The sequence below is a fragment of the Caldimonas manganoxidans ATCC BAA-369 genome (assembly GCF_000381125.1).
GTDB lineage: Bacteria > Pseudomonadota > Gammaproteobacteria > Burkholderiales > Burkholderiaceae_C > Caldimonas > Caldimonas manganoxidans.
Genome location: NZ_KB905943.1, coordinates 51716 through 74450, shown reverse-complemented (window position 1 = coordinate 74450; position 22735 = coordinate 51716). Strand labels below are relative to the sequence as shown.

Below are 22735 nucleotides of genomic sequence, written 5' to 3'. Positions count from 1 at the left end.
GACGGTTCAAACGAGCACCCCCGCCCGCAAACGCAAGCGACGATCGCAGCGCGCCGCGAGCTCTTCGTCGTGCGTGACCACGACGAAAGCCGTGCCCTGATCGCGCGCCAACGACAGCATCAGCTCGAAGACGGTGTTGGCCGTCTCTCGATCCAGGTTGCCGGTGGGCTCGTCAGCCAGCACGCAGGCCGGCTGCGCCACCAACGCGCGAGCAATGGCCACGCGCTGGCGTTCACCACCGGACAATTCCGCCGGGCGATGCTGTGCGCGCTGAGCCAGGCCCACCCGGTCGAGCATGGCCAAGGCCTGTTCGTGCGCCGCAGCCACCGGCATGCGTCGGATGCGTAGCGGCATGGCCACATTGTCCAGCGCGGTGAACTCCGGCAGCAAGTGGTGAAACTGGTAGACGAAACCGAGATGTCGGTTGCGCCATTGGCCCTGCTGGGCCGCTCCCAGGCGGGCGAAATCCTGCCCTTGCAGCACGACCCGTCCGTGCGTGGGTGCATCCAGCCCGCCCAGCAGATGCAACAGCGTGCTCTTGCCCGAGCCCGAGGCGCCCACGATGGCCAAGGTTTCACCGGCGTGCACTTGCAGGCTCACGCCACGCAGCACGTGCACATCCAGCGGGCCTTCGTGGTAGCGCTTGTGCAGCGATTCGGCGCTCAATACCGGCTCACTCATAGCGCAGGGCCTCCGCGGGCTGAACACGGCTGGCGCGCCAGCTCGGATACAGCGTGGCCAAGAAGGCCAGCGCCAGGGAGATGAGCCCGATGGGCACGATGTCGCCCATCTGCGGGTCGCTGGGCATGCGGCTGATCAGGTAAATGCTGCCAGGCAGGAAGCTCGCGTTGAACAGCCGCTCGATGGCCGGCACGATCACGTCGATGTTGAAGGCCACCAGCAGCCCCAGCAGCAGCCCGCCCAAGGTTCCGATGATGCCGCTGGCGGCGCCTTGCACCATGAAAATGCCCATGATCGAGCGCGGCGTGGCGCCCAGGGTGCGCAAAATGGCGATGTCAGCGCGCTTGTCCGTCACCGTCATCACCAGCATCGACACCAGGTTGAAGGCCGCCACCGCCACGATCAGCGTGAGAATGATGAACATCATGCGCTTTTCGAGCTGCACGGCGTCGAACCAATTGCGATTGGTGCGCGTCCAGTCTCGCAAGTAGAGTTCCCCGCTCAATTGCAAAGACAGCTCCTGCGCCACTTGCCGAGCACGTTGCACGTCGGCCAGGCGCAGCTGCACGCCGGTGGGGCCGGCCACCCGGAAGAGCTTGGCCGCGTCCTCCAGGTGCATCAACACCAGGCCACTGTCGTATTCATAGTGGCCAGCCTCGAACAGGCCCACCACCGTCACCTGCTTCAGACGGGGCACCACGCCGGCGGGCGTGACCTGCCCGCTGGGCGAGACGATGGTGAGGCGGTCGCCTTCGCGCACGCCGAGTTGGCGGGCCAGCTCCACGCCCAAGACCACGCCCCAGCCCTCGGGCCGCAGGCGGGACAAGACGGTGTCTTTTAGCTGGGCGGCCAGCGGTGTCACCGCAGGCTCGTGCTCGGGCGAAATGCCGCGAATGATGGCCCCGCGCATGTCCTCCCCGCGGGCCACCAGCGCCTGAGCCGCCACGTAAGGCGCCGCCCCCAGCACCTGGGGGTTGGCCAAGGCTTCGTGGGCCGTGCGCTGCCAGTCGGGCAAGGCCTGGCCGTCGGTGGAGAACACCTCGATGTGCGCAATCACCGACAGCATGCGGTCACGCACTTCCTTCTGGAAGCCGTTCATCACCGACAGCACGATGATGAGCGCGGCCACCCCCAGCGCGATGCCCAACATCGACACAGCGGAGATGAAGGATATGAAGCCATTGCGCCGGGTGGCGCGGCCGGCGCGCGTGTAGCGCCAACCAATCTGCAGTTCGTAAGGCCAATTCATGGATGACACGGACAGGAGGGGGACGCCCATGGGCAAGCGCCCGATGCTACCCGAGCTGGACTGCGCCCCGATAATGGCGGGCCATGCATGTGCTGATTCCCTATGCCTCGGCGCTGGCCGAGGCGGCCCGCGCGGCGATTCGCGATCTGTCCTTGCCCCATCTGGGCCGCCTGTTGGCCCGCCTTGGGCCGGTCTGGCGCAGCGAGGGCGACGAGTACAGCCTGTCCATGCCCCATGAGCGCGCCCTGGCCTTGGCCTGGGGCTATGCGGGCGCTGACGGCGCTCTGCCCTGGGCCGCCCACGCCGCAGCGGCCGACGGCATCGCCACCGACGACCTGTGCTGGGGCTTGCTGACCCCCGCCCATTGGCACGCCGGCGCCGACGAGGTGACCATGCTGCCGCCGGAGTCGTTGCAGCTGGACGAAGCCGACTCGCGCGAGGCGCTCGAAGCCGTGCGCGAACTGTTCGAATCCGAGGGATGGGTGCTGGTCTATGGTGCGCCCTTGCGCTGGTATGTGGCCCATGAGAGCCTGGCCGAACTGCCCACGGCCTCGCTGGACCGCGTGATCGGCCGCAACGTGGACTTGTGGATGCCCGACTCCCCTCAGGCCCGCGTGGTGCGCCGACTGCAACAGGAAGTTCAGATGCTGCTCTACACCCATCCGCTCAACGAACGTCGCGAAGCCCAAGGCTTGCTGCCGATCAACAGCTTTTGGCTCAGCGGCTGCGGCCCCCGCCAACCCGCGCGGCCCACGCCCGAGTTGATCGTGGACGCACGATTGCGTGAGGCGCATCTCCACGGCGACTGGCCCGCCTGGGCGCAAGCCTGGCAGGCGCTGGATGCGGGCCCACTGCGTGAAGCCTGGGAGCAGGTGCGCGCCGGGCATCCGGTGCAGCTGACCCTGTGCGGCGAACGCCATGCACAGACCTGGGGCCAGGCCGCACGCCCTTGGTGGCAAGCCTTGCGGGCCCGCTGGGCGGCGCCCTCGCCAGCGGACGTGCTGCTGTCCTTGTGAGCCCGGCCATGAGGATCATCACCCGCGATGTGCCGCCCCGCGCGGCCTGGGCCTTGGAACAAGCCGGCGTGCACCCGCTGCTGGCCCGCCTGTACGCCGCCCGCGGCATCCGCAGCGCCGACGAGCTCGACGACTCGCTGGCCCGCCTGCTCCCGCCCGAGCAGCTCAAAGGCACCGCCGAGGCGGCGGCCTGCTTGGCCGACGCCCTCACGGCCGGTCAACGCATCTGCGTGGTGGCCGATTACGACTGCGACGGCGCCACCGCCTGCGCCGTGGCCTTGCGCGGGCTGAAGCTGTTGGGCGCGCGGCCCGACACGCTCGGCTACGTGGTGCCGGACCGTGCCGTGCACGGCTATGGGCTGACGCCGGCCATCGTCGAGCTGGCCCTGGCCCAGCGCCCCGACGTGCTCGTCACCGTGGACAATGGCATCGCCAGCTTGGAGGGCGTGGCCCATGCCCGTGCGCGGGGGCTGCGCGTGGTGGTGACGGACCACCACCTGCCCGCGCAAGTCCAGGGCCAGGTCGTGCTGCCCGAAGCCGACGTGATCGTCAACCCCAACCAGCCGGGCTGCCCCTTCGAGAGCAAGCACCTGGCCGGCGTGGGCGTGATGTTCTACGTGCTGCTGGCCCTGCGCGCCGAGTTGCGTCGCCGAGGCGCCTTCGACCGCGCCGCTCAGCCACGCCTGGACAGCCTGCTGGACCTCGTGGCCCTGGGCACCGTGGCCGACGTGGTCAAGCTCGACGCCAACAACCGGCGCCTGGTGGCGCAAGGTCTCAAGCGCATTCGCGCCGGGCGCATGCAGCCCGGCGTGGCCGCGCTGTTTGCCGCCGCCGGACGCCGCCCCGAGCGTGCCGGCGCCTTCGACTTCGGCTTCGCCCTGGGCCCGCGCATCAACGCCGCGGGCCGCCTGGCAGACATGACGCTGGGCATCGAATGTCTGCTCACCGACGATCCCGGCCGAGCCGCCGAATTGGCCCAGCAGCTCGACGGCATCAACCGCGAGCGCCGCGGCGTGGAGGCCGGCATGCGCGAGCAAGCCGAGGCCTTGCTCGAACGCCTGATGCCCCAAGGCGAGCCGCCACCGGCCATTGCGCTGTACGACCCCGACTTCCACGAGGGCGTGGTGGGCATCGTCGCCTCGCGCCTCAAAGACCGCGTGCACCGGCCCACCTTCGTCTTCGCGCGCGGTCAGGATGGCCTGCTCAAGGGCTCGGGCCGCTCCATCCCGGGCTTCCACCTGCGCGATGCGCTGGACCTGGTGAGCAAGCGCCACCCCGGCGTGCTGCGCAAGTTCGGCGGCCATGCCATGGCCGCTGGTTGCACCGTGGCGCAGGCCGATTTCGTCACCTTCGCCCAGGCGTTTGTCACCGTGGCCAGCGAATGGCTCGACGACACCTTGCTCGCCCGCACCGTGGCCACCGATGGCCCCTTGGAGCCACAGTGGTTCGCCCCGGAGGTGGTGCAGATCCTGGACCAAGAGGTCTGGGGCCAGGCCTTCGAGGCGCCGTTGTTCTGCGACGAGGTCGAAGTGGTGTCGCAGCGCATCGTCGGTGAACGCCACCTCAAGCTGTCCGTCCGGCATGCGGGCCAGCTTCGCGACGCGATCTGGTTTGGCCGCTGCGACCCCCTGCCCGAGCGTAGCCGCCTGGCCTACCGCTTGTCTTTGGACGAATTCAACGGCCAGCCACGCGTGCAGATGGTGGTGGAGGCCCAGGGCTGACCCCCGACTCGGGGGGGCTGTTGCGACTGGTCACACCTGCGCCGCGGCGCAGGTCGTAGCCTGTGAGGCTGCGCATGTCGAGGAGCCCAGCACCATGCCGGACCGGCCATTGCCCTCTGAACCCGCCGATGCTCGACGGCGCGAGCTCTTGTGCCACGCGGTTCGTTATGCCGCGGCCTGTGCCACGGTGTCGGCCTGTGGCGGAGGCCACGGCGACCCTGGATCCCCCTGGCCCGCGCCGGCGCCCTCGCCGCCAGCGGGACCACCAGCGCGCCTCACACGCTGGGTCACCGGGCTGCAGCAGCCCTGGGGGCTGGCCTTCCTGCCCGACGGCAGCGCGCTCGTGACCGAAAAGCCCGGACGGCTGCGCCATGTCGACACCGAAGGCACGCTGTCGGCCCCGCTCTCGGGGGTGCCGGGGGTGTACAGCGGAGCCGACACCCAAGGCGGCCTGCTCGATGTGGTCATCGACCCGAACTTCACGGCCAACCGACGAATTTATCTGTCGTACGCCGAGCCCGACCAGGGAGGCGCCTACACCGGGATCGGCACGGCCGTGGCCCGCGCCGTCCTGAGCGCCGACCTCAGAAACCTCGAAGCCGTGACGGTGATCTACCGACAAACCCCCCGCTTCAACGGCGACGGCCATTTCGGCTCACGTTTGGTCTTCGGACGGGATGGCCACCTGTTCATCACCCTGGGCGACCGCCAGGTCCAAACCGAGGCCCCGCAAACCACCGACAACCACCTCGGCAAGGTCGTGCGCATCACCACCGACGGCGGCAATCCCGGCAACAACTTCAGCGGCCTGATCTGGAGCGTCGGTCACCGCAACCCGCAGGGTGCCGCCATCCACCCCGATACCGGCGAGCTGTGGATCAGCGAGCATGGCCCGCAGGGCGGGGACGAGATCAACCGCGTGCTGCGCGGCGGCAACTACGGCTGGCCGCGCGTGAGCTATGGCTGCCCGTATGGCCAGACGCCGGGCGAGGCCTGCCGCATCGGTGGCGGCACGCACGCGCCGTCCTTCGTGGAGCCGGCGTGGTATTGGGTCCCCATCTCCTGCGCCCCCTCGGGCATGTGCTTCTACACCGGCGACCGTTTCCCCGAATGGCGCGGCAATTTGTTCGTCGGCACGATGGCCGACCAGCGCTGCTTGCGACGCTTGACGCTCAACGGCCCCACCGTGACCAGCGAGGAACGACTGTTCCGCTCACTCGATGTGCGCATGCGCGACGTCAAGCAAGGCCCCGATGGCTGGCTGTACGTCTTGGACGAGACCAACGGCCATATCTTGCGCATCGACCGCTGAAGCCCCCAACGATCGCAGGGAACCCTTGCTCGGTGGCAGACTCCGAGCCGATTCACCCCTTCCTGAGTCGCCCATGATCTTGTTGCGCCTGCTTCTGGCTGCCGTCCTTGGCCTGGCCGCGCTTGGGGCCCAGGCCCAGCCGCTCAAACCGGTCAGTGTCGCCCGCGGCCTGCAGCACCCTTGGGGCTTGGCCTTCCTGCCCGACGGGCGCCTGCTCGTCACCGAGCGACCAGGCCGGCTGCGCATCGTCTGGCCCGATGGCACGCTCAGCCCCCCGTGGCCGGGGTGCCGCCCGTCGATGCCCGTGGCCAAGGCGGCTTGCTCGACGTGGCCCTCGACCCTGACTTTGCCACCACCGGCCTGGTGTACCTGAGCTACAGCGAACCTGGCCCGGGCGGCAACGGCACCGCCGTGGCCCGTGGTCGACTGGAAGGCCATGCGCTGACCAACGTGCAGGTGATCTTCCGCCAGCAGCCCAAGATCGACAGCGCAGCCCACTTCGGCTCACGTCTGGTGTTCGGACGCGATGGGCGGCTGTTCATCACCCTGGGCGACCGCTTCGGCCAGCGTGACCAGGCGCAGAACCTGGCCAACCACATCGGCAAGGTGGTGCGCATCGAACGCGACGGTCGCGTGCCCGCGGACAACCCCTTCGTCGGCCGCGACAACGCCCGCCCCGAGATCTGGAGCTATGGCCATCGCAACGTCCAAGGCGCCGCGCTGCACCCGGTCACCGGCGAACTCTGGACCCACGAACATGGCCCCCAAGGCGGTGACGAGCTCAACCTGACCCTGGCTGGCCGCAACTACGGCTGGCCCGTGGTCACGCACGGCCGTGAATACGGCACCGGCTTCAAGATTGGCGAAGGCACGAGCAAGGCCGGCATGGAAGACCCGCTGCGCGTGTGGGAGCCCCGCTCCGTGGCCCCCAGCGGCATGGTGTTCTACACTGGCGATCGCTACCCGCAATGGAAGGGCCACCTGTTCATCGGCACCTTGCGCGAACAGGCCCTCATCCGCCTCGAACTCGACGGCACCCGCGTGGTGCGTGAGGAACGCCTGCTGACCCAGCTGCGCGAACGCATCCGCGACGTGCGCCAAGGGCCCGATGGATGGCTTTACATCCTGACGGACAACAACGACGGACAAATCCTGCGGCTGGAGCGCTGATACCCTGAAGCCAACGCGACAGTGGCCGCCGGCCTAGAATGCTGAAGTGAACCTCTCGCCCAGCGGCGTGCTCAACGCCGATCTTCATTGCCATTCCAATGTCTCCGACGGCACGCTCAGCCCCGAAGACTTGGCCGCACGCGCCCATGCCAACGGGGTGGAGCTGTGGGCCTTGACCGACCACGACGAAGTGGGCGGGCAACGGCGGGCCCGGGCGGCGGCCTTGAAGCTGGGGCTGCCTTACCTCACGGGCACCGAGATTTCCGTGACCTTCGCGGGTGAAACCGTGCACATCGTGGGCCTGGGGTTCGACCCGGACGACCCCGGCCTGGTGGCGGGCTTGGCCCGCACCCGCAGCGGCCGGCAAACCCGCGCGCTGGAGATGGCCGAAGGCTTGGCGCGTGCGGGCATCCCTGGGGCCTACGAAGGCGCGCTGAAATACGTGGGCAACCCGGACCTGATCTCGCGCACGCATTTTGCGCGTTTTCTGGTGGACATCGGTGTGTGCCGCGACACCTCGGAGGTGTTCCGTAAGTTCCTCACCGAGGGCAAGCCCGGCTATGTGCCGCATCGCTGGGCCTCCTTGGGCGAGGCGGTGGGCTGGATCCGCCAAGCCGGCGGCATGGCCATCATCGCCCATCCCGGGCGCTACAAATTTACGCCGAACGAGGAGTACGCATTGTTCAGTGAATTCCGCGAGCATGGCGGGCTCGGCGTGGAGGTCGTCACCGGCAGCCATACGGCGCAAGACGCATCGAAGTACGCCGATTTGGCGCAGGAGTTTGGACTGTACGCCTCACGCGGTTCAGACTTCCACAGCCCTGGCGAAAGCCACACCGACCTGGGAGCCCTGCCCTACCTGAGCGGCACCCTGCGTCCGGTGTGGGAAGCGCTGGCCGATCGCATCCACTGGCCCGCGTGAGCTGCAGCCCTCCCATGGCAACGCCCTCCCGGGTGCTGTCCGGCATTGGCTTGACCGTGCTGGCCGTGGCCTGTTTCGCGACGCTGGACAGCGGGGTGAAGCATCTGAGCCTCGTGCTGCCGATGCTGGTGGTGGTGTGGTTCCGCTATGCGGTGCAAGCGGTGCTGATGGGCGGCTGGCTGATGCTGCGCGGCGGGGCGCGCCGCTTTCGCGTGCAGAACTGGCGCTTTCAAGTCCTGCGCGGCATGTTGCTGCTCCTCACCAGTGTGCTGGCGTTTTATGCGCTGCGCGTGATGCCGCTGGCCGAGTTCACCGCCGTGGTGATGCTTTCGCCGATCTTCGTGACGCTGCTGGCCCCTTGGGTGTTACGCGAGAGGGTCTCGGCGCTGCGTTGGGCCTTGGTCGTGGTGGCGTTCTCGGGGGCCTTGTTGGTGATTCGCCCAGGCAGCGGACTGTTCGGCGCCGCGGCGCTGCTGCCGCTGATGCTGGCATGGAGCCATGCGTTCTTCCAGCTCCTGACCAGCCGCATGTCGGCCTCGGAATCGCCCATGACCACGCATTTTTACACCGGTGCGGTGGGCGCCGCGGTGCTGAGCCTCGCCTTGCCGATGCAATGGGGCGAGGCGGCGCAGGCGCTGGAGCGGATCGGCCCGGCGCAATGGGGAGTGCTGGCCGTGGTGGCCTTGATGGGCACCTTCGGTCACTTGGCCTTCATTTACGGGCTCGGACGCGCACCGGCGGCGGTGTTGATGCCTTTCACCTATGCACAGATCGCGTTCGCCACGCTGTGGGGCTGGGTGCTTTTCTCGCAAGCGCCCGATGCCTGGGCCGTCGCCGGCATGGGCCTGATCGCCGGCAGCGGAGCGGCCTCGGTGTGGCTCAATCTGCGCGCACGCTCGTCATCGGCCAAGCCGGTCCACGCCGACACGTGGGCCGAGTGAGTCGCCGCGCTCAACCGGCCGCGGGCCCGCGGCCGCGCCATGGTGCCAAGCCGGCCTCGATGCGATGGTGCTCGGCCTGACAGGTCTCGCTGCTGAATTCGCGCTCCAGTGCGTCGAGCAGCGCGCGCGTGCGCGCCGGCATCAAGCGCCGCCCCGGAAACACCGCCCAGGCCACGGCGGCCGGCAGGCGCCAGTCGGCCAACAGGGGTTGGAGCTCCCCACTGTGGACATACGGCTCGGCAAACGCATCGGGCAAGGGGGCGATTCCCACCCCGGCGCGGGCCAAACGCATCAACAGCTCAGGGGAGTTGATCGCGGCCCGCCCGGGCGGAATGCCTTCCCAACGCATCGGCCCGCGGCTCAGCACCCACGGCGCCGGCTCGCCATGGCGGCTGAGCAGGTGCAAGGCATCGTGCTCCATCAGGGCCTCGGGCTCCTCGGGCCGGCCGCGGCGCGCGATGTAAGCCGGCGAGGCATACAGACCCACCGACAGCACGGCCAGACGGCGTGCGGCCAGCGAGGCATCGTCCGACAGCTCGCCCATGCGGATGGCCAGATCGAAGTTCTCGCCGATGAGGTCCACCCGCCGCGGGGTGATGTCCACCTCCAGCGTGAGGGCCGGGTAGCGTGCGATGAAGTCGGCCAGCACCCGGCTGAGGACCAGATTGGCAAAGTCCCCCGGCATGGACACCCGCAGCCGGCCGCTGGGCTCGACCTGGCGATGCTGAGCCAGCAGCACCGCGGCGTCCACCTCATCGGCCACCTGCCGCGCATGGGCCAGCACCTGGTGGCCGAAATCGGTCAGGCTGAGCTTGCGTGTGGTGCGCAGCAGCAGCCGCTCACCCAGTTGCGCCTCCAGCGCGGCCACCCGGCGCGACACGGTGGACTTGGGCAGGCCGGTGCGCTCGGCCGCCCGACTGAAGCTGCCGGCGTCGACCACCCGGGCAAACAACAGCAAGTCATCGGCCTGAAGTTTCATGGACGGATGATTGTTCCATTGACGGTTCTATGTTATCCAGAATTTGATCTTCTATGTCGATTTTGGAACAGATAAAGTCTGAGGCATGGAAACCACTGACGCATCGCAAGGAGCATCACGATGAACATCCTGCAAGTGAATTCGAGCGCCCGCACCGAGGGCTCGCATTCGTCCCGGCTGGCGAGCCTGCTGGTCGAACGGCTGCGCCAGCGCCACCCCGAGACACGCGTGACCGTGCGCGATTTGGCCCGCGCGCCGCACCCGGTGTTGGATGAGGCAGCCCTGACCGCCTTGTTCACCCCAGCCGAGCAGCGCAGCCCCGAGCAAGCCGCCCGGGTGGCCCTGGACGATGCGCTGATCGCCGAAGTGCAAGCCGCCGACGTGGTGGTGCTAGGGGTGCCGATGTACAACTTTGGTGTGCCCGTGCAGCTGAAGAATTGGATCGACGCGATCTCCCGCGCCAAGGTGACCTTCCGGTACACCGAGCATGGCCCGGAGGGGCTGCTCAAGGGCAAAAAGGTGTATGTCGTGCTCACCCGCGGTGGCATTTACCGCAACCAGCCGTCGGACAGCCAAGTGCCCTACTTGAAGACCGTGCTGGGCTTCCTGGGCATGACCGATGTGGAGTTCATCTACGCCGAGGGGCTGGCGCTGGGCGCCGAGGCCGAGCAACGGGCATTGGCGCAAGCGCAAGCAGACATCGAGGCCGCGCTGGCCTGAAGCCCCGTCCGTTCATCGCGAAAGGAACCCGCCATGACCGCCATCCTTGCGACCTCCCCTTTGGAAAGGGTTGAGCAGCCCCGCCGCGTGGAGCGGCTGGTGGCCGGCGTGGCCACCTCCGATGGCGCCGGCGTGAAGCTCACCCGTGTGCTGACCTCAGATCTGCAGCATCGACTCGACCCCTTCCTGATGCTCGATGCCTTCGGCACCGACCGTCCCGAGGATTACATCGGGGGGTTTCCAGACCACCCGCATCGCGGCTTCGAGACGGTCACCTACATGATCGCCGGTCGGATGCGCCATCGCGACAGCGCTGGCCACGAGGGCCTGCTCGGTCCGGGCGACGTGCAATGGATGACCGCCGGCCGCGGCGTGATCCACTCCGAATTGCCCGAGCAAGAGGAAGGCCGCATGGAGGGTTTCCAGCTGTGGCTGAACCTGCCGGCTCGCGACAAGATGTGCGAACCGTGGTATCGGGACATCCGCAGCCAAGACATCCCTGAGTTCCAGGCCGAGGGCGTGCGTGTGCGCGTGATCGCCGGACGCAGCCATGGCGTGGCCGGTGCGGTGCAGCGCCCAGCCACGGCGCCGCTGTACCTGGACGTGCACCTGGCCGCCGGAGCGCACCTGGCTCAGCCGCTGCCCCCCGAGCACAATGCCTTCGTCTACGTCTACCGTGGCCAAGTGAAGCTCGGCGGCACCGAGGTGAATGCCGGCCGCATGGCCATCCTGCACAACGAAGGCGATGGCGTGGTCTTGCACGCCAGCACCGACAGCCGCGCCCTGCTGCTGGCGGGCAAGCCGTTGCGCGAGCCCATCGTGCAATACGGCCCCTTCGTGATGAACAGCCAGGCGCAGATCATCCAGGCCGTGCAAGATTTGCATGCCGGCCGTTTCGGCCGCTGAGGCGTGGGCTCAGGCGGCATCGGCCACCGCCGGTCCGTCAGTGGCCTTGGCTTTCGGCCGGCGCCGCACCGGCAGCTTCACCGGCGCAGGGGCCGCCGGGTCGGGCAAAGCGGCCACGCGCTCGAGCAGGGCATGCAAGGTGTCGAGCGTCTGCGCCCCCAGTTGAGCCTCGATGACCCGGTAGCGTTCATCGATGCGACTGAGCATGCGCTGCACCAGACGGCGGGCCTTGGGTGTGAGCTCGACGATCACCTTGCGCTGATCGGTCGAGATGCGATAGCGCCGCACCCAGTCATCGCGTTCCATGCGTTCGAGCACGCCGGTGAGGCTGGGCCCAGGGATGCAGGCAGCTGCCGCGATCTGCCCCACTTCCAGATCACCCCGGTCGGACAGCACGCGGATCACCCGCCACTGCTGCTCGGTCACACCGGCCACCTTGAGGTTGGGACGGAAATACCGCATCACCGATTCACGCGCGCGCAGCAGCGCGTCAGGCAGATTGCGGTGGCCGATGACAGCGGGCATGGGCGTCCTTGATTCGGCAACAAGAAGCAATTACTTCACATATTCTAAGGATCACCTCAGGTTATAAACAAATGCCTCAAGATGCGGGCATCTGCGGCTCCAGCGGCAAGCGACACCAGCGGGACTTGCCTTCGGATTTGGCCCGATACAGCGCCTGGTCGGCGCGCGTCCAGGCCGTCTGCAATGAGATTTGCGCGTCGCTGCGCCACACCACGGCTCCGACGCTGCCGCCCAGGGCAATGGTGAGCGCGCCCACACGTGCCGGCTCGCCCAGCGCCCGCACGATGCGCGCGGCCATGGTGTCGGCCAAGCGCGGTCCGTCGCCCGGCGCGGCCTGCGCCAGCACGAGGAATTCGTCACCGCCCAGTCGCACCGGCACGTCTTGCTCGCGCAGCAGGCTGCGCAGCCGCCGGGCCACCTCACACAACACGGCATCACCGACCTCATGACCATGGCGGTCGTTCACGCCCTTGAAGTCGTCGAGATCCATGCACAACACCACCAGCTCGCGCGTTTCTTGCACGGCCGCGGTCGCCTGGTCGAGCAAGGCCGCCAGATAGGCCCGGTTGGGCAAGCCGGTGAGCGGATCATGCGTGGCCTCGTGGCGCAGCCGACGCACTTCGTGCTCGCGCACCGCCAAATCTCGGTCCATGCGCTGCATCAACTCGGCGACCCAGCGCACATCCACCTGACGCCGATCCGCGCCCATGCCAGCCCCGGAGCCGGCATGCTGCAAGCCCCCTGTGCTGCGCAGCAGCTGATGCACCGGTTGCGACACCCGGCGCGCCAGCCACAGCCCCAGCGCCAGAAAGGCCAGCCCCACCCCCGCGCCCCAGGCGACGATTTGCTGGCCGGCCTGACGCGCTTGCCCCAGGGCCACATCGATGGGCTGGCGCACCACCACACGCCGGCCCAGGCCAGGGAATACCCCCTGTGGGCCGCTGTTGGCCACGGCCGTCATCGCTTCGGTGCCATCGTCCCAGCGCAGCAAGCGATAGGGTGATCCCGGTGCTGGCAAGACGCGTGGATCGACGGGCACGGGCCGCTGGCGCATGGCTTGCGGCCCGAGGATCACCTGCCCCTGTGCATCGACGATGAGCACCTCCAGCCGATGCCGGTTTTCATAGGGACGCAAGACATCGACGGCCACCTCTTGCGCCCAGCGCCACCCCAGGTGCGCCGCCAGGACACCGCGCAGACGCCGCTGCGCATCGTGCACCGGCGTGGCCACATCGACGAATCTCAAGGTCTCGCCCCCGTGGGGCTGGAGCAGCCGCTGCAACACCACCGCCGGATGCACATCCCCAAACCACAGCCCCTGGCGCCCTTGCATGAACACGGGCCGATGCGCCAACAGGCTGCCTTCGAGCAACCCGCCGGTGGCCGCCAGCACGCGGCCTTCCGCATCGAGCCAGCCGATCCACGCGTAGCTGGGCACATGATGCTGGAGCAATTCGAGCTGATGGCGCACCTCATTGGGTGCACTGTCAGGTTGCTGCGCACGGATGGAGGCCAGCAGCTGCACCTCCGCCCCCCGCGCGGCCATCTCTCGCGAGAGCCGTTCGGCCACGGCCATCGCCACGCTGGCCACTTCCCGCCCGGCCTCCTGCACGATGCGCTCGCTGGTCAGATGAACCTGGGCCCAAGCCACCACCAGGGTCACGCCGATGCTGCCGAACGCGGGCAAAGCAGCCACCTTCCATCGAAACGGCACCGCGCGAAGGTGCAGCATGGCGGCTTCTCCAGGACTGCGCTTCCACCTGCGAAGGAGTCTAGGGGCGTGCCCCGCGCCAGCGTTCATCGCCCCGCTCCCGCCCCCCACGTTCCGGGGCTCGGGTTTGCCCTCATCCGCCCATGGCCACGCCGGCCCCAGCGCGCAGGCCGGCCCGCCGCGACCTGCCCGCCCCGGGTGAGCACGCCCTCGATGGCCCGGCCCACCGGTCACAAGCTCGCCGCCAAGCGGGTGCCTTGGTCGATGGCGCGTTTGGCATCGAGCTCGGCCGCTTCGTCCGCCCCACCGATCAAATGCACGCGGACCCCGGCATTGCGCAAGGGCTCGGCCAGATCGCGCAACGGCTCTTGGCCCGCACACAGCACGATGTGATCCACCTCCAGCCAGGTCGGGTTTTCGCGCGCGGGACCATGGCTGATGAGCAGACCGCGGTCGTCGATGCGTTCGTAATGGACGCCCCCCATCATGCGCACGCCCTTGTGCTTGAGCGTGGTGCGGTGGATCCAGCCCGTGGTCTTGCCCAGGCGTTCGCCCAGCTTGCCGCTGCGGCGCTGCAACAGCGTCACTTGGCGGGCCGGCGGTGACACACGAGGCGAGACCCCCTCGACCCCGCCGCGCGCCTGTGCCGGGTCGCCCACACCCCATTCGGCCAGCCATTCCTGCAGATGCAGCGTGGGCGAATGGCCGTCATGCACCAAGAACTCGGCCACGTCGAAGCCAATGCCACCGGCACCGACGATGGCCACGCGCCGACCCACCGCAGCACGATGGCGCAGCACGTCGATGTAGCTGAGCACCTTGGGATGGTCCTGCCCCGGGATGCGCGGATCGCGCGGGCGTACCCCGGTGGCCAGCACCACCTCGTCATAGCCGGCCTGCACCAACGCATCGGCCTGCACCGCCGTGTTCAAGTGCAGGCGCACGCCGGTGAGTTCGAGGCGGCGACGGAAGTAGCGCAGCATCTCGTGAAACTCCTCTTTGCCCGGCACGACCTTGGCCATGTTGAGCTGGCCGCCGATTTCGCCGGCCGCCTCGAACAAGTCCACCTCATGCCCCCGCTCGGCCAACGTGGTGGCCGCCGACAAGCCGGCCGGGCCGGCCCCCACGACCGCCACGCGCTTGCGCACGGATGCTGCGCGGATCACGAGCTCGGTCTCACGGCAGGCGCGCGGGTTCACCAAGCAGGAGCTCAGCTTGTTGACGAAGACATGATCCAAACAAGCCTGGTTGCAGGCGATACAGGTGTTGATCTCGTCGGCGCGGCCTTCGCGCGCTTTTTTCACGAACTCGGGATCGGCCAGCAGCGGCCGCGCCATCGACACCATGTCGGCGCAGCCCTCGGCCAGGATCTGCTCGGCGACTTCCGGTGTGTTGATGCGGTTGGTGGCCACCAACGGCACCTTCACCGCGCCGCGCAGCTTCTTCGTCACCCAGGCAAATGCACCACGCGGCACGCTGGTGGCAATGGTCGGAATGCGGGCCTCGTGCCAACCGATGCCGGTGTTGATGAGGGTGGCGCCTGCGCGTTCGACCGCCTGGGCCAAGCGCACCACCTCGTCCCAGGTGCTGCCACCGGGCACCAGGTCCAGCATCGACAACCGGTAGATCAGGATGAAGTCTGGCCCCACGGCCTCGCGGCAGCGCTGCACGATCTCCACCGCCAGGCGCATGCGGTTCTCGTAGGAGCCGCCCCATTCATCATCACGATGGTTGGTGGCAGCGGCGAGGAACTGATTGATGAAGTAGCCCTCGCTGCCCATGATTTCCACGCCGTCATAGCCCGCCTCGCGGGCTAGCACGGTGCAGCGCACGAAGGCACGGATCTGGCGTTCGATGCCGCGCGCACTGAGCTCGCGCGGCGTGAAAGGCGAAATGGGCGACTTCAGCGGCGAGGGCGCCACCGCCAGAGGGTGGTAGGCGTAGCGGCCGGTGTGCAGGATCTGCAGCGCGATCTTGCCGCCTTCGGCATGCACGGTCTGAGTGACCACCCGATGTCGCCTGGCCGCCCCGTGGGTGGCCAGGCGGCCGGCGAAGGGCTTGGCCCAGCCTTCGATATTGGGCGCAAAGCCACCGGTGACGATCAGCCCGACCTCGCCACGCGCCCGCTCGGCGAAATAGGCGGCCAGCTTGTCCAGCCGCCGGCCATCTTCCAGGCCCGTGTGCATGGAACCCATCAGCACGCGGTTGCGCAACGTGGTAAAGCCCAGATCCAGGGGCTGAAGAAGATGCGGGTAGGCAACGAGGCTCAAGGCGGGCTCTCCGTCGTTCGAAGTCTCACACGGGAGCCAAATTATCGAACGATCGTTCGAAAATTGAGCCGGTATCGACTGCGCGTTTTCCCGAGTCTTGGCTGCGGCCGCGCATCGGGGCGGCCTGCGGGAGTGCGCCGCCGGGCCACGCGCAAGGTGCTCGGTGGCCGCTGCCGTGGCTCAGAGGCGCCGGCGTGCGGCCTTGGCGCCGTACATGGCCTCGTCAGCGCGGTGCACGAGCTGGGCGATGGTATCGCCTGGGCGGGCCTGGGCCACGCCCACGCTGATGCTCACACGCAGGCCAGGCGAGAGGCTGTCCCAATCGTGATCGACCACGGCGGCCTCGATGCGCTCACAGGCCTGGCGAGCCACACGCTCGTCCGAGTCCCAAAAAGCGACGACGAACTCGTCGCCGGCCAAACGCGCCGGCAAATCGTTCTCGCGCACATGGCTGCACAAGATGCGCGCAATGGTGCACAACACCTGATCACCCACGCGGTGCGAGTGCCGGTCGTTGACCTGCTTGAAGTCATTCACATCGATCAGCGCAATCGACAACGGCCGGCCTGCCAAGGCCCGGCTGCGCAGGCGCTCGGCCGTGCGCCATTCGAAATGCCGCCGGTTGGCAATGCCGGTGAGCGCATCTTCGAGCGAGAGCCGCTCGAGCTGCTCGGACGATGCTTCGAGCTGCTGCAAGGTCTGCTCGCGCTCGCGCAGCTCGAGTTGCCACTTCACCACGCGTGCGCGGCTCTCCAGGCTCTCGGCGCGGATGAGCTCTTCGCGCCGTCGCAGCAGCTTGAGGTCTTCCAACGCCCCGCGTTCGTCGCCTTGGCATTCGTGCAACTGCGCCAGCAGCAACTGCCCCACGCAAGCCAGTTCCTCGTGCTCCACCCGGATGGCCGCATCCACCATCAGCGCGGCGCACTGCACGGCTGGCCCCAATCGGCCGCGGTCCCAAGCCCATTCGCATTCCACCCACAGCTCCAGGGCCTGCAGCCAGGCGCTGGCCGACGGCTCGCGCGACCACCGCCGGGCTTCGGACAACTCTCGCTGCGCCAGCGTGGCCTCCCCTCGCCAACATGCCGCAAGCCCGCCCAGTGTGGCCAGCAGCGCACGGTGCATGCTCAGCAGCCCGGGCTGAATGCCCTCGGCCCCGGTCACGTGAGCCAGCTGCACGCAACGCGCCAGCAGGGCTTCGAAACACGCACGATCGGGCAATTCGCCTTTGAAGAAACGCTCGCCGACCAGACGCAGTGCCTCTGCATGCGCCCGTTGCAGCAGGATCTGCAGCGTGGGTTCCGGAGGGTCGCACTGCGCAGCCACCTGTTCGGCCCGATCGAAGGCTTCGGCCGCGGCCTCGAAACTGCGGCTCCAGGCATACGCCTGGGCCAAGGCGTGGTGAGCCAGCACGGCCGACGCCGAAGACGGCATGGGGTCCATCAGACGCACGGCCAACAGCGCCGCCTCGACCGCTTCTTCATGGTGCCCCAGACAGCTGGCCGCCCCAGCGAGCGTGACCAGCGCATCCACCTCCCCCGGGGTGTCGCCCAGCAGTTGGAACAACTGCGCGGCACGCCGGCTGCTGGCCTGCGCGCGCCGGAAGCGGGACGTGAGCCAGTCGCAATACGCCAGGCAGGCCAACGCGCGCGCCTCGCTGGGCCGATGCAGACAGGCTTGCGCACCGGCCAGCGCCCGTTGCGCCAACGAGCGGGCGCGATCCGGCTGGCCGGTTTCCAACGCGCGACGGGCCCGCGCCAACACATCGTCCAGCTCCCCGGGCGATGGAGGTGCGGAATCGGTCTTTTCGGTTTCGGACATCGAACCGCAATCGGCGGCGCGGCACGCGCCGCACCTCCCCTTGGGCCGACGCGTCGTACCGCATAGAAGTGACAAACCGTGTAGTGTCCTTGAAAACCGAGCGAAGACTCAAGTACTTTGCCGCACCACCACCTCATAGCCCAGACGGACACACGGCTGGGCAGGCCGCTGGCCGCCCATGAGCTGCAACAACATGCGCGCGCCTTCGGTGCCCACCTCGCAGCGCGGCGTGCGCACGGTGGTCAATGGCGGCAGCATTTGATCGCTACCGGCCAGATCGTTGAAGCCGGCCACGGCTAGCTGTTGCGGCACCTTCAGCCCCAGGCGCTGTGCCGCCAACAAGCCGCCTTGGGCCAAGTCGTCATTGTTGAAGAACACCGCCTGCGTGTCCGGCCGCAGGCGCAGCAACTGCTCCAACAGCTGCGCCCCCAGGGCGATGGACGACCGTTGCGGACTGAGCAGCTCCAGCGAAGGGTCGTAGCATTGCGCCTGCCGCAAAGCACGGCGATAGCCCTCGGCGCGCTGCATCGTGCGCGGGTCGAGCTGGGCGGCGATGAACGCGATGCGCCGATGGCCGCGCGACAACAAGTGGCGCGTCAGATCCGCCCCGGCCTCGGTCTGTGAGAAGCCCACGCAATACACGCCTGGCGCCTCGGTGGTTTCCATCAAGTGCACACAAGGCACGCCGCTGGCGGCGATCAAGCGCCGAGCCGCCTCGGTGCGATCGAAGCCGGTGACCAACAGGCCGGCAGGCCGATGCGCCAGGTAGCTGCGCAGCAATTGCTCCTCCTCCTGCGCGTCGTAGTGGGTCACGCCGATCATCGGCTGGTATCCGGCAGGAAACAGCACCCGATGCACCGCCTCCAGCACATCGACGAACAGGGCATTGGACAGCATGGGCACCAGCACCGGCACCTGCGTGCCACGCTGCGAGGCCAAGGCCCGCGCCGCCGGATCGGGCACATAGCCCAGGCGATCGACGGCGGCGCGTACCCGCTGCACCAATTCCGGGGCGACCCCCCGCTCGCCACGCAGAGCCCTGGAGGCGGTGATCGGGCTGACCTGCGCCTCGCGGGCCACGTCTTGCAAGGTGACACGACCGCTGGAGCGGCGTTTGCGGGAGGAGGAATCCAAGGGTTAACCCTAGGTAACGCGATGAAAACTTGGTCTAGGATAGCGCTACCAAGCACCCTGCACAACCCCTCGATCCCGTCATTCACCCTCCCCTGGCCTTCTCCTACGTGATTTGGCCGCACAGCCTGCCGATCCGATGCATCGATCTTTGTTGGACAGCGCTACCAATCCGCCTTCGGCCCCGACGGCCACCGCCCTGGTGGTGATGGGTGTGGCCGGCTGCGGCAAATCCAGCCTGGGCCGCGCCTGCGCCGAGGCTTTGAATTGGCCTTTGCTGGAAGGCGACGATTACCACTCGCCCGAAAGCGTGGCCAAGATGAAAGCTGGCATTGCCTTGACCGATGCCGACCGCCAAGGATGGCTGACGCGGCTGGGGCAGTTGCTGGCCGAGCGGCCCGATGGCGTGGTGCTGACGTGTTCGGCGCTCAGACAGCGCTACCGGGATCGGCTGCGTGCCGCCCGGCCCGGTGTGCATTTCGCCTATCTCGAACTGGACGAGCCCACCGCCCGGCAGCGCGTGGCCGCCCGTGCGGGGCATTTTTTCTCGCCCAGCCTGGTGGCCAGCCAGTTCGCCACGCTGGAATCCCCGGTGGGAGAGCCGGGCGTGCTGCGTCTGGACGCCACCTTGCCCTTGGAGCGCTTGCGCGAACAAGTGCTCGCTTGGTTGCATCAACCCTCCGAGACTGCCGCATGAAGCCTGCTGTCCCCACCCCGGAGTTGCCACCGCCCCCACGGGCCGCGCTGCTGCTGCGCCGCTTGGCCGAAGCTGCCATGGCCCTGAGCTTGGCCGGCATGGTGCTGGCCGTCTTCGTCAATGTGGTGCTGCGCTATGCCTTCGACACCGGGCTGGCCATCTCGGAGGAGCTGTCGCGCTTGCTGTTCGTCTGGCTGGTGTGCATCGGCGCGGTGCTGGCCATGGCCGAAGGCAAGCACCTGGGCTTTGACATGGTGACCAGCCGCTTGCGCGGGCGCAGCGCGGCCGTGTGCCGCTGGCTGACCCGCGCGCTCATCGCAGTGGCGCTGTACTACCTCATCACGGGTTCGTGGCAGCAAGTCCTGGCGGGGATGGACTCGCGCAGCCCGGTGATGAACTACCCGCTGGCCCTGGGGGCCGCCGGCACGCTGGTGATGGGCGTGGCCATGGCCGTGTTGTTGCTGGCCGAATCCCTGGCCGCGCTGCGCCGTGGCGAGCCCGCCAGCTCAGGCGCCTCGCATCTGGACTGAGAACCCAAGCCGCCCCATGACGATCGCTCTGTTTCTTTGCGTGCTGTTTGCCGCCATGACGGTGGGCGTGCCCATCGCGTTTGCGCTGATGCTCACCGCCCTGGCGCTGATGGTGCAGCTGGACTTCTTCGATGCGCAGCTGCTCGCACAGAACGTGCAAGCCGGCTTCGACAGCTTCCCGCTGCTGGCCGTGCCCTTCTTCATTCTGGCTGGCGAGCTGATGAATGCCGGGGGACTGAGCCGGCGCATCATCGAGCTGGCGCGCGTCTTCGTGGGCCATATCCAAGGTGGCCTGGGCTATGTGGCCATTGCCGCCGCGGTGATGTTGGCCTCGATGAGCGGCTCGGCCATCGCCGACACCGCCGCACTGGCCACCCTGCTGTTGCCGATGATGCGCAAACAGCATTACCCCGATGGGTCCAGCGCCGGCTTGATCGCCTCGGGCGGCATCATCGCGCCGATCATCCCGCCGTCGATGCCCATGGTGATCTACGGCGTGACCACCAATACCTCCATCAGCAAGCTTTTCCTGGCTGGCATCGTGCCAGGCGTGTTGATGGCCGCGGCCCTGGTGCTGGTGTGGCGGCGCATCGCCGGCCGCACCGCGCTGCCGGTGGCCGAGAAAGCGTCGTGGACCCAGCGCTGGCATGCCCTGGCCGGCAGCGTGTGGGCCTTGATGCTGCCGGTCAGCATCATCGGCGGCTTGCGTTTTGGGCTGTTCACGCCCACCGAAGCCGCGGTGGTGGCCGCCGTCTACGCGCTGCTGGTGGCCACCGTGGTCTACCGCGAGTTGCGCCCGGCTGCGCTGTACCAGGTGTTCGTCTCGGCCGCCAAAACCACCGGCGTGGTGATGTTCTTGTGCGGCGCGGCCACCGCAGCGTCCTACATGATCACGCTGGCGGACCTGCCCGGCGAGTTGGCCCGCAGCTTCGGCCCGCTGCTGGAGCACCGCATCCTGTTCATGCTGGTGGTGGCCGTCTTCCTGCTGGCCGTGGGCATGGTGATGGATCTGACGCCCACGATCCTGATCCTGGGCCCGGTGTTGGCGCCCTTGGCCGCCCGTGCCGGCCTGGACCCGGTGTACTTCGGCTTCATCTTCATCTTCATCGGCGGGCTGGGCCTGCTGACGCCTCCGGTGGGCACGGTGCTCAACGTGGTGGCTGGTGTGGGCCGGTTGCGCATGGAGCCCGTCGTGCGCGGCGTGTTGCCCTTCCTGGCGGTGTATCTGGCCCTGCTGCTGTTGATGATCCTGTTTCCTCCGATCGTGCTGGCGCCGCTGCGCTGGCTCGGCGGATGAGTGTGTTCCGCTGGCAACTCAGGTTGCCTTTCCCGCCCTTTGCCACTGAAGAAGGAGACTTCGCATGAAACTGAAACTCGCCATCGCCGCCCTGGGTGTGGCCCTGCTGGCCGCCGGCCAGGCTTGGGCGCAGGACATCAAGCCACGCATGATCCGCTTCGGCTACGGCCTCAATGAAGAATCGAACCAGGGTCGGGCCGTCAAGCTCTTTGCCCAAGAGGTGGAAAAGCTCTCCGGCGGCAAGATGCGCGTGCGCGCCATCGGGGCGGCCGCCTTGGGCTCGGACGTGCAGATGCAGCAAGCGCTCATCGGGGGCGCGCAGGAAATGATGGTGGGCTCCACCGCCACCCTGGTGGGCATCACGAAGGAAATGGCCATCTGGGACACGCCCTTCCTGTTCAACAACAGCGCCGAGGCCGATGCCGTGCTCGATGGCCCGGTGGGCAAAAAAGTGATGGACAAGCTGCAGGAAAAGGGCTTGGTCGGCTTGGTGTACTGGGAAAACGGTTTTCGCAACCTCACCAACAACAAGCAGCCGGTCACCAAGCTGGAGGACCTGCAAGGCATCAAGCTGCGCGTGATGCAAAACAACGTCTTCCTCGACAGCTTCAAGAGCCTGGGGGCCAACGCCATTCCGCTGCCCTTCTCGGAACTGTTCACCGCGCTGGAAACCCGTGCGGTCGATGGTCAGGAGAACCCGTACAACACCATCCTGTCCAGCAAGTTCTATGAGGTGCAGAAGTACCTGACCATCACCAACCATGTCTACAGCCCCTGGATCGTGCTGGTGAGCAAGAAATGGTGGGACACGCTCAGCCCGGCCGAGCGCAAGGTGCTGCAAGAGGCGGCCATCAAGAGCCGTGACTTCGAGCGCAAGGACACCCGCGAGGAAGCCGCCCGTGCCTTGGCCGAGCTCAAGGCCAAGGGCATGCAGGTCAATGAGTTGTCGCCGGCCGAAGCCAACCGCATGCGTGAAAAGCTGACGGCCGTGCACGCCAGCATCGCCGAGCAAGTCGGCCGCGACCTGTGGGCCGAGACCCAGGCCGCGCTGACCAAGCTGCGCGGCGGCAAGTAAGTCCCCACCGGCCTTCGCGCACGACGCCCGCGGCCTCGGCCCGCGGGCGTCGCCTTTGGGGGCG

General features: G+C 67.9%; 19 protein-coding genes and 1 pseudogene. 12 read left to right on the top strand and 8 right to left on the bottom strand.

What is annotated here, in order from left to right:
• Nucleotides 1-6: 6 nt before the first annotated feature.
• Entirely contained in the window at nucleotides 7-681 is a 675-nt protein-coding gene (gene lolD / locus F615_RS0109830; protein ID WP_026330205.1) for a lipoprotein-releasing ABC transporter ATP-binding protein LolD, read from the bottom strand.
• A complete protein-coding gene (locus tag F615_RS0109825) occupies nucleotides 674-1930 on the bottom strand; it encodes a lipoprotein-releasing ABC transporter permease subunit (RefSeq protein ID WP_019561012.1) in 1257 nt (418 codons plus the stop codon). The genes lolD and F615_RS0109825 overlap by 8 nt, the downstream gene beginning before the upstream one ends.
• Nucleotides 1931-2013: 83 nt before the next feature.
• Between F615_RS0109825 and F615_RS0109820 the strand changes: the two genes are divergently transcribed.
• The 6 genes and pseudogenes from F615_RS0109820 (at nucleotide 2014) to F615_RS0109790 (ending at nucleotide 9012) form a co-directional block, all read left to right on the top strand.
• Nucleotides 2014-2946: a hypothetical protein gene (locus tag F615_RS0109820; RefSeq protein WP_019561011.1), complete on the top strand. Its 933-nt coding sequence runs from the start codon at nucleotides 2014-2016 to the stop codon at nucleotides 2944-2946.
• Between the two features lie 8 nt (nucleotides 2947-2954).
• Nucleotides 2955-4667, top strand: coding sequence for a single-stranded-DNA-specific exonuclease RecJ (gene recJ / locus F615_RS0109815; RefSeq protein WP_019561010.1), 1713 nt, complete (start codon nucleotides 2955-2957; stop codon nucleotides 4665-4667).
• Nucleotides 4668-4761: 94 nt separating this feature from the next.
• A complete protein-coding gene (locus F615_RS18185) occupies nucleotides 4762-5979 on the top strand; it encodes a PQQ-dependent sugar dehydrogenase (protein ID WP_019561009.1) in 1218 nt (405 codons plus the stop codon).
• A 73-nt stretch (nucleotides 5980-6052) separates the two neighbouring features.
• Nucleotides 6053-7149: pseudogene (locus F615_RS0109800) on the top strand (PQQ-dependent sugar dehydrogenase).
• 46 nt (nucleotides 7150-7195) lie between these two features.
• The gene (locus F615_RS0109795; protein ID WP_019561006.1) at nucleotides 7196-8071 is read left to right on the top strand and encodes a 3',5'-nucleoside bisphosphate phosphatase; all 876 of its coding nucleotides are present in this window, start codon (nucleotides 7196-7198) and stop codon (nucleotides 8069-8071) included.
• Between the two features lie 14 nt (nucleotides 8072-8085).
• Nucleotides 8086-9012: a DMT family transporter gene (locus F615_RS0109790; protein WP_026330204.1), complete on the top strand. Its 927-nt coding sequence runs from the start codon at nucleotides 8086-8088 to the stop codon at nucleotides 9010-9012.
• A 10-nt stretch (nucleotides 9013-9022) separates the two neighbouring features.
• Here the strand turns inward: F615_RS0109790 and F615_RS0109785 are convergent, their stop codons facing one another.
• Nucleotides 9023-9991, bottom strand: a complete 969-nt coding sequence (locus F615_RS0109785; RefSeq protein ID WP_019561004.1) for a LysR family transcriptional regulator — start codon at nucleotides 9989-9991, stop codon at nucleotides 9023-9025.
• Nucleotides 9992-10111: 120 nt separating this feature from the next.
• On the opposite strand from F615_RS0109785, the gene F615_RS0109780 reads away from it, so the two are divergent.
• A complete protein-coding gene (locus F615_RS0109780) occupies nucleotides 10112-10711 on the top strand; it encodes an FMN-dependent NADH-azoreductase (protein WP_019561003.1) in 600 nt (199 codons plus the stop codon).
• Between the two features lie 33 nt (nucleotides 10712-10744).
• A complete protein-coding gene (locus F615_RS0109775; protein ID WP_019561002.1) occupies nucleotides 10745-11617 on the top strand; it encodes a pirin family protein in 873 nt (290 codons plus the stop codon).
• A gap of 9 nt (nucleotides 11618-11626) precedes the next feature.
• Here the strand turns inward: F615_RS0109775 and hpaR are convergent, their stop codons facing one another.
• The 5 genes from hpaR to gntR all read right to left on the bottom strand — a co-directional run bounded on the left by hpaR (nucleotide 11627) and on the right by gntR (nucleotide 19075).
• Nucleotides 11627-12142, bottom strand: coding sequence for a homoprotocatechuate degradation operon regulator HpaR (gene hpaR, locus F615_RS18180; protein ID WP_019561001.1), 516 nt, complete (start codon nucleotides 12140-12142; stop codon nucleotides 11627-11629).
• Nucleotides 12143-12218: 76 nt separating this feature from the next.
• The gene (locus tag F615_RS0109765; RefSeq protein WP_019561000.1) at nucleotides 12219-13874 is read right to left on the bottom strand and encodes a sensor domain-containing diguanylate cyclase; all 1656 of its coding nucleotides are present in this window, start codon (nucleotides 13872-13874) and stop codon (nucleotides 12219-12221) included.
• Between the two features lie 209 nt (nucleotides 13875-14083).
• Complete coding sequence (locus F615_RS0109760; protein WP_019560999.1) at nucleotides 14084-16123, bottom strand: NADPH-dependent 2,4-dienoyl-CoA reductase; 2040 nt, start codon at nucleotides 16121-16123, stop codon at nucleotides 14084-14086.
• Between the two features lie 180 nt (nucleotides 16124-16303).
• Nucleotides 16304-17941 (bottom strand): GGDEF domain-containing protein, encoded by a 1638-nt coding sequence (locus F615_RS19415; protein ID WP_019560998.1) that lies wholly within the window; start codon nucleotides 17939-17941, stop codon nucleotides 16304-16306.
• A 108-nt stretch (nucleotides 17942-18049) separates the two neighbouring features.
• On the bottom strand, nucleotides 18050-19075 hold the full coding sequence (gene gntR, locus F615_RS0109750) for an HTH-type transcriptional regulator GntR (RefSeq protein ID WP_026330203.1): 1026 nt from the start codon (nucleotides 19073-19075) through the stop codon (nucleotides 18050-18052).
• Nucleotides 19076-19280: 205 nt separating this feature from the next.
• Here gntR and F615_RS0109745 point away from each other — a divergent pair, with 205 nt between their 5' ends.
• The 4 genes from F615_RS0109745 (at nucleotide 19281) to F615_RS0109730 (ending at nucleotide 22671) form a co-directional block, all read left to right on the top strand.
• Nucleotides 19281-19769, top strand: coding sequence for a gluconokinase (locus tag F615_RS0109745; RefSeq protein ID WP_026330202.1), 489 nt, complete (start codon nucleotides 19281-19283; stop codon nucleotides 19767-19769).
• On the top strand, nucleotides 19766-20299 hold the full coding sequence (locus F615_RS0109740) for a TRAP transporter small permease (RefSeq protein ID WP_019560995.1): 534 nt from the start codon (nucleotides 19766-19768) through the stop codon (nucleotides 20297-20299). The genes F615_RS0109745 and F615_RS0109740 overlap by 4 nt, the downstream gene beginning before the upstream one ends.
• A gap of 16 nt (nucleotides 20300-20315) precedes the next feature.
• On the top strand, nucleotides 20316-21596 hold the full coding sequence (locus F615_RS0109735; RefSeq protein WP_019560994.1) for a TRAP transporter large permease: 1281 nt from the start codon (nucleotides 20316-20318) through the stop codon (nucleotides 21594-21596).
• 64 nt (nucleotides 21597-21660) lie between these two features.
• Nucleotides 21661-22671, top strand: a complete 1011-nt coding sequence (locus tag F615_RS0109730) for a TRAP transporter substrate-binding protein (protein ID WP_019560993.1) — start codon at nucleotides 21661-21663, stop codon at nucleotides 22669-22671.
• Nucleotides 22672-22735 lie beyond the last annotated feature (64 nt).

Bases quoted from the DNA above. Each gene is read 5' to 3' on its own strand.
- lolD (WP_026330205.1), bottom strand. From the start codon at position 681: ATGAGTGAGCCGGTATTGAGCGCCGAATCGCTGCACAAGCGCTACCAC.
- F615_RS0109825 (WP_019561012.1), bottom strand. From the start codon at position 1,930: ATGAATTGGCCTTACGAACTGCAGATTGGTTGGCGCTACACGCGCGCC.
- F615_RS0109820 (WP_019561011.1), top strand. From the start codon at position 2,014: ATGCATGTGCTGATTCCCTATGCCTCGGCGCTGGCCGAGGCGGCCCGC.
- recJ (WP_019561010.1), top strand. From the start codon at position 2,955: ATGAGGATCATCACCCGCGATGTGCCGCCCCGCGCGGCCTGGGCCTTG.
- F615_RS18185 (WP_019561009.1), top strand. From the start codon at position 4,762: ATGCCGGACCGGCCATTGCCCTCTGAACCCGCCGATGCTCGACGGCGC.
- F615_RS0109790 (WP_026330204.1), top strand. From the start codon at position 8,086: ATGGCAACGCCCTCCCGGGTGCTGTCCGGCATTGGCTTGACCGTGCTG.
- F615_RS0109785 (WP_019561004.1), bottom strand. From the start codon at position 9,991: ATGAAACTTCAGGCCGATGACTTGCTGTTGTTTGCCCGGGTGGTCGAC.
- F615_RS0109780 (WP_019561003.1), top strand. From the start codon at position 10,112: ATGAACATCCTGCAAGTGAATTCGAGCGCCCGCACCGAGGGCTCGCAT.
- F615_RS0109775 (WP_019561002.1), top strand. From the start codon at position 10,745: ATGACCGCCATCCTTGCGACCTCCCCTTTGGAAAGGGTTGAGCAGCCC.
- hpaR (WP_019561001.1), bottom strand. From the start codon at position 12,142: ATGCCCGCTGTCATCGGCCACCGCAATCTGCCTGACGCGCTGCTGCGC.
- F615_RS0109765 (WP_019561000.1), bottom strand. From the start codon at position 13,874: ATGCTGCACCTTCGCGCGGTGCCGTTTCGATGGAAGGTGGCTGCTTTG.
- F615_RS19415 (WP_019560998.1), bottom strand. From the start codon at position 17,941: ATGTCCGAAACCGAAAAGACCGATTCCGCACCTCCATCGCCCGGGGAG.
- F615_RS0109745 (WP_026330202.1), top strand. From the start codon at position 19,281: ATGGGTGTGGCCGGCTGCGGCAAATCCAGCCTGGGCCGCGCCTGCGCC.
- F615_RS0109740 (WP_019560995.1), top strand. From the start codon at position 19,766: ATGAAGCCTGCTGTCCCCACCCCGGAGTTGCCACCGCCCCCACGGGCC.
- F615_RS0109735 (WP_019560994.1), top strand. From the start codon at position 20,316: ATGACGATCGCTCTGTTTCTTTGCGTGCTGTTTGCCGCCATGACGGTG.
- F615_RS0109730 (WP_019560993.1), top strand. From the start codon at position 21,661: ATGAAACTGAAACTCGCCATCGCCGCCCTGGGTGTGGCCCTGCTGGCC.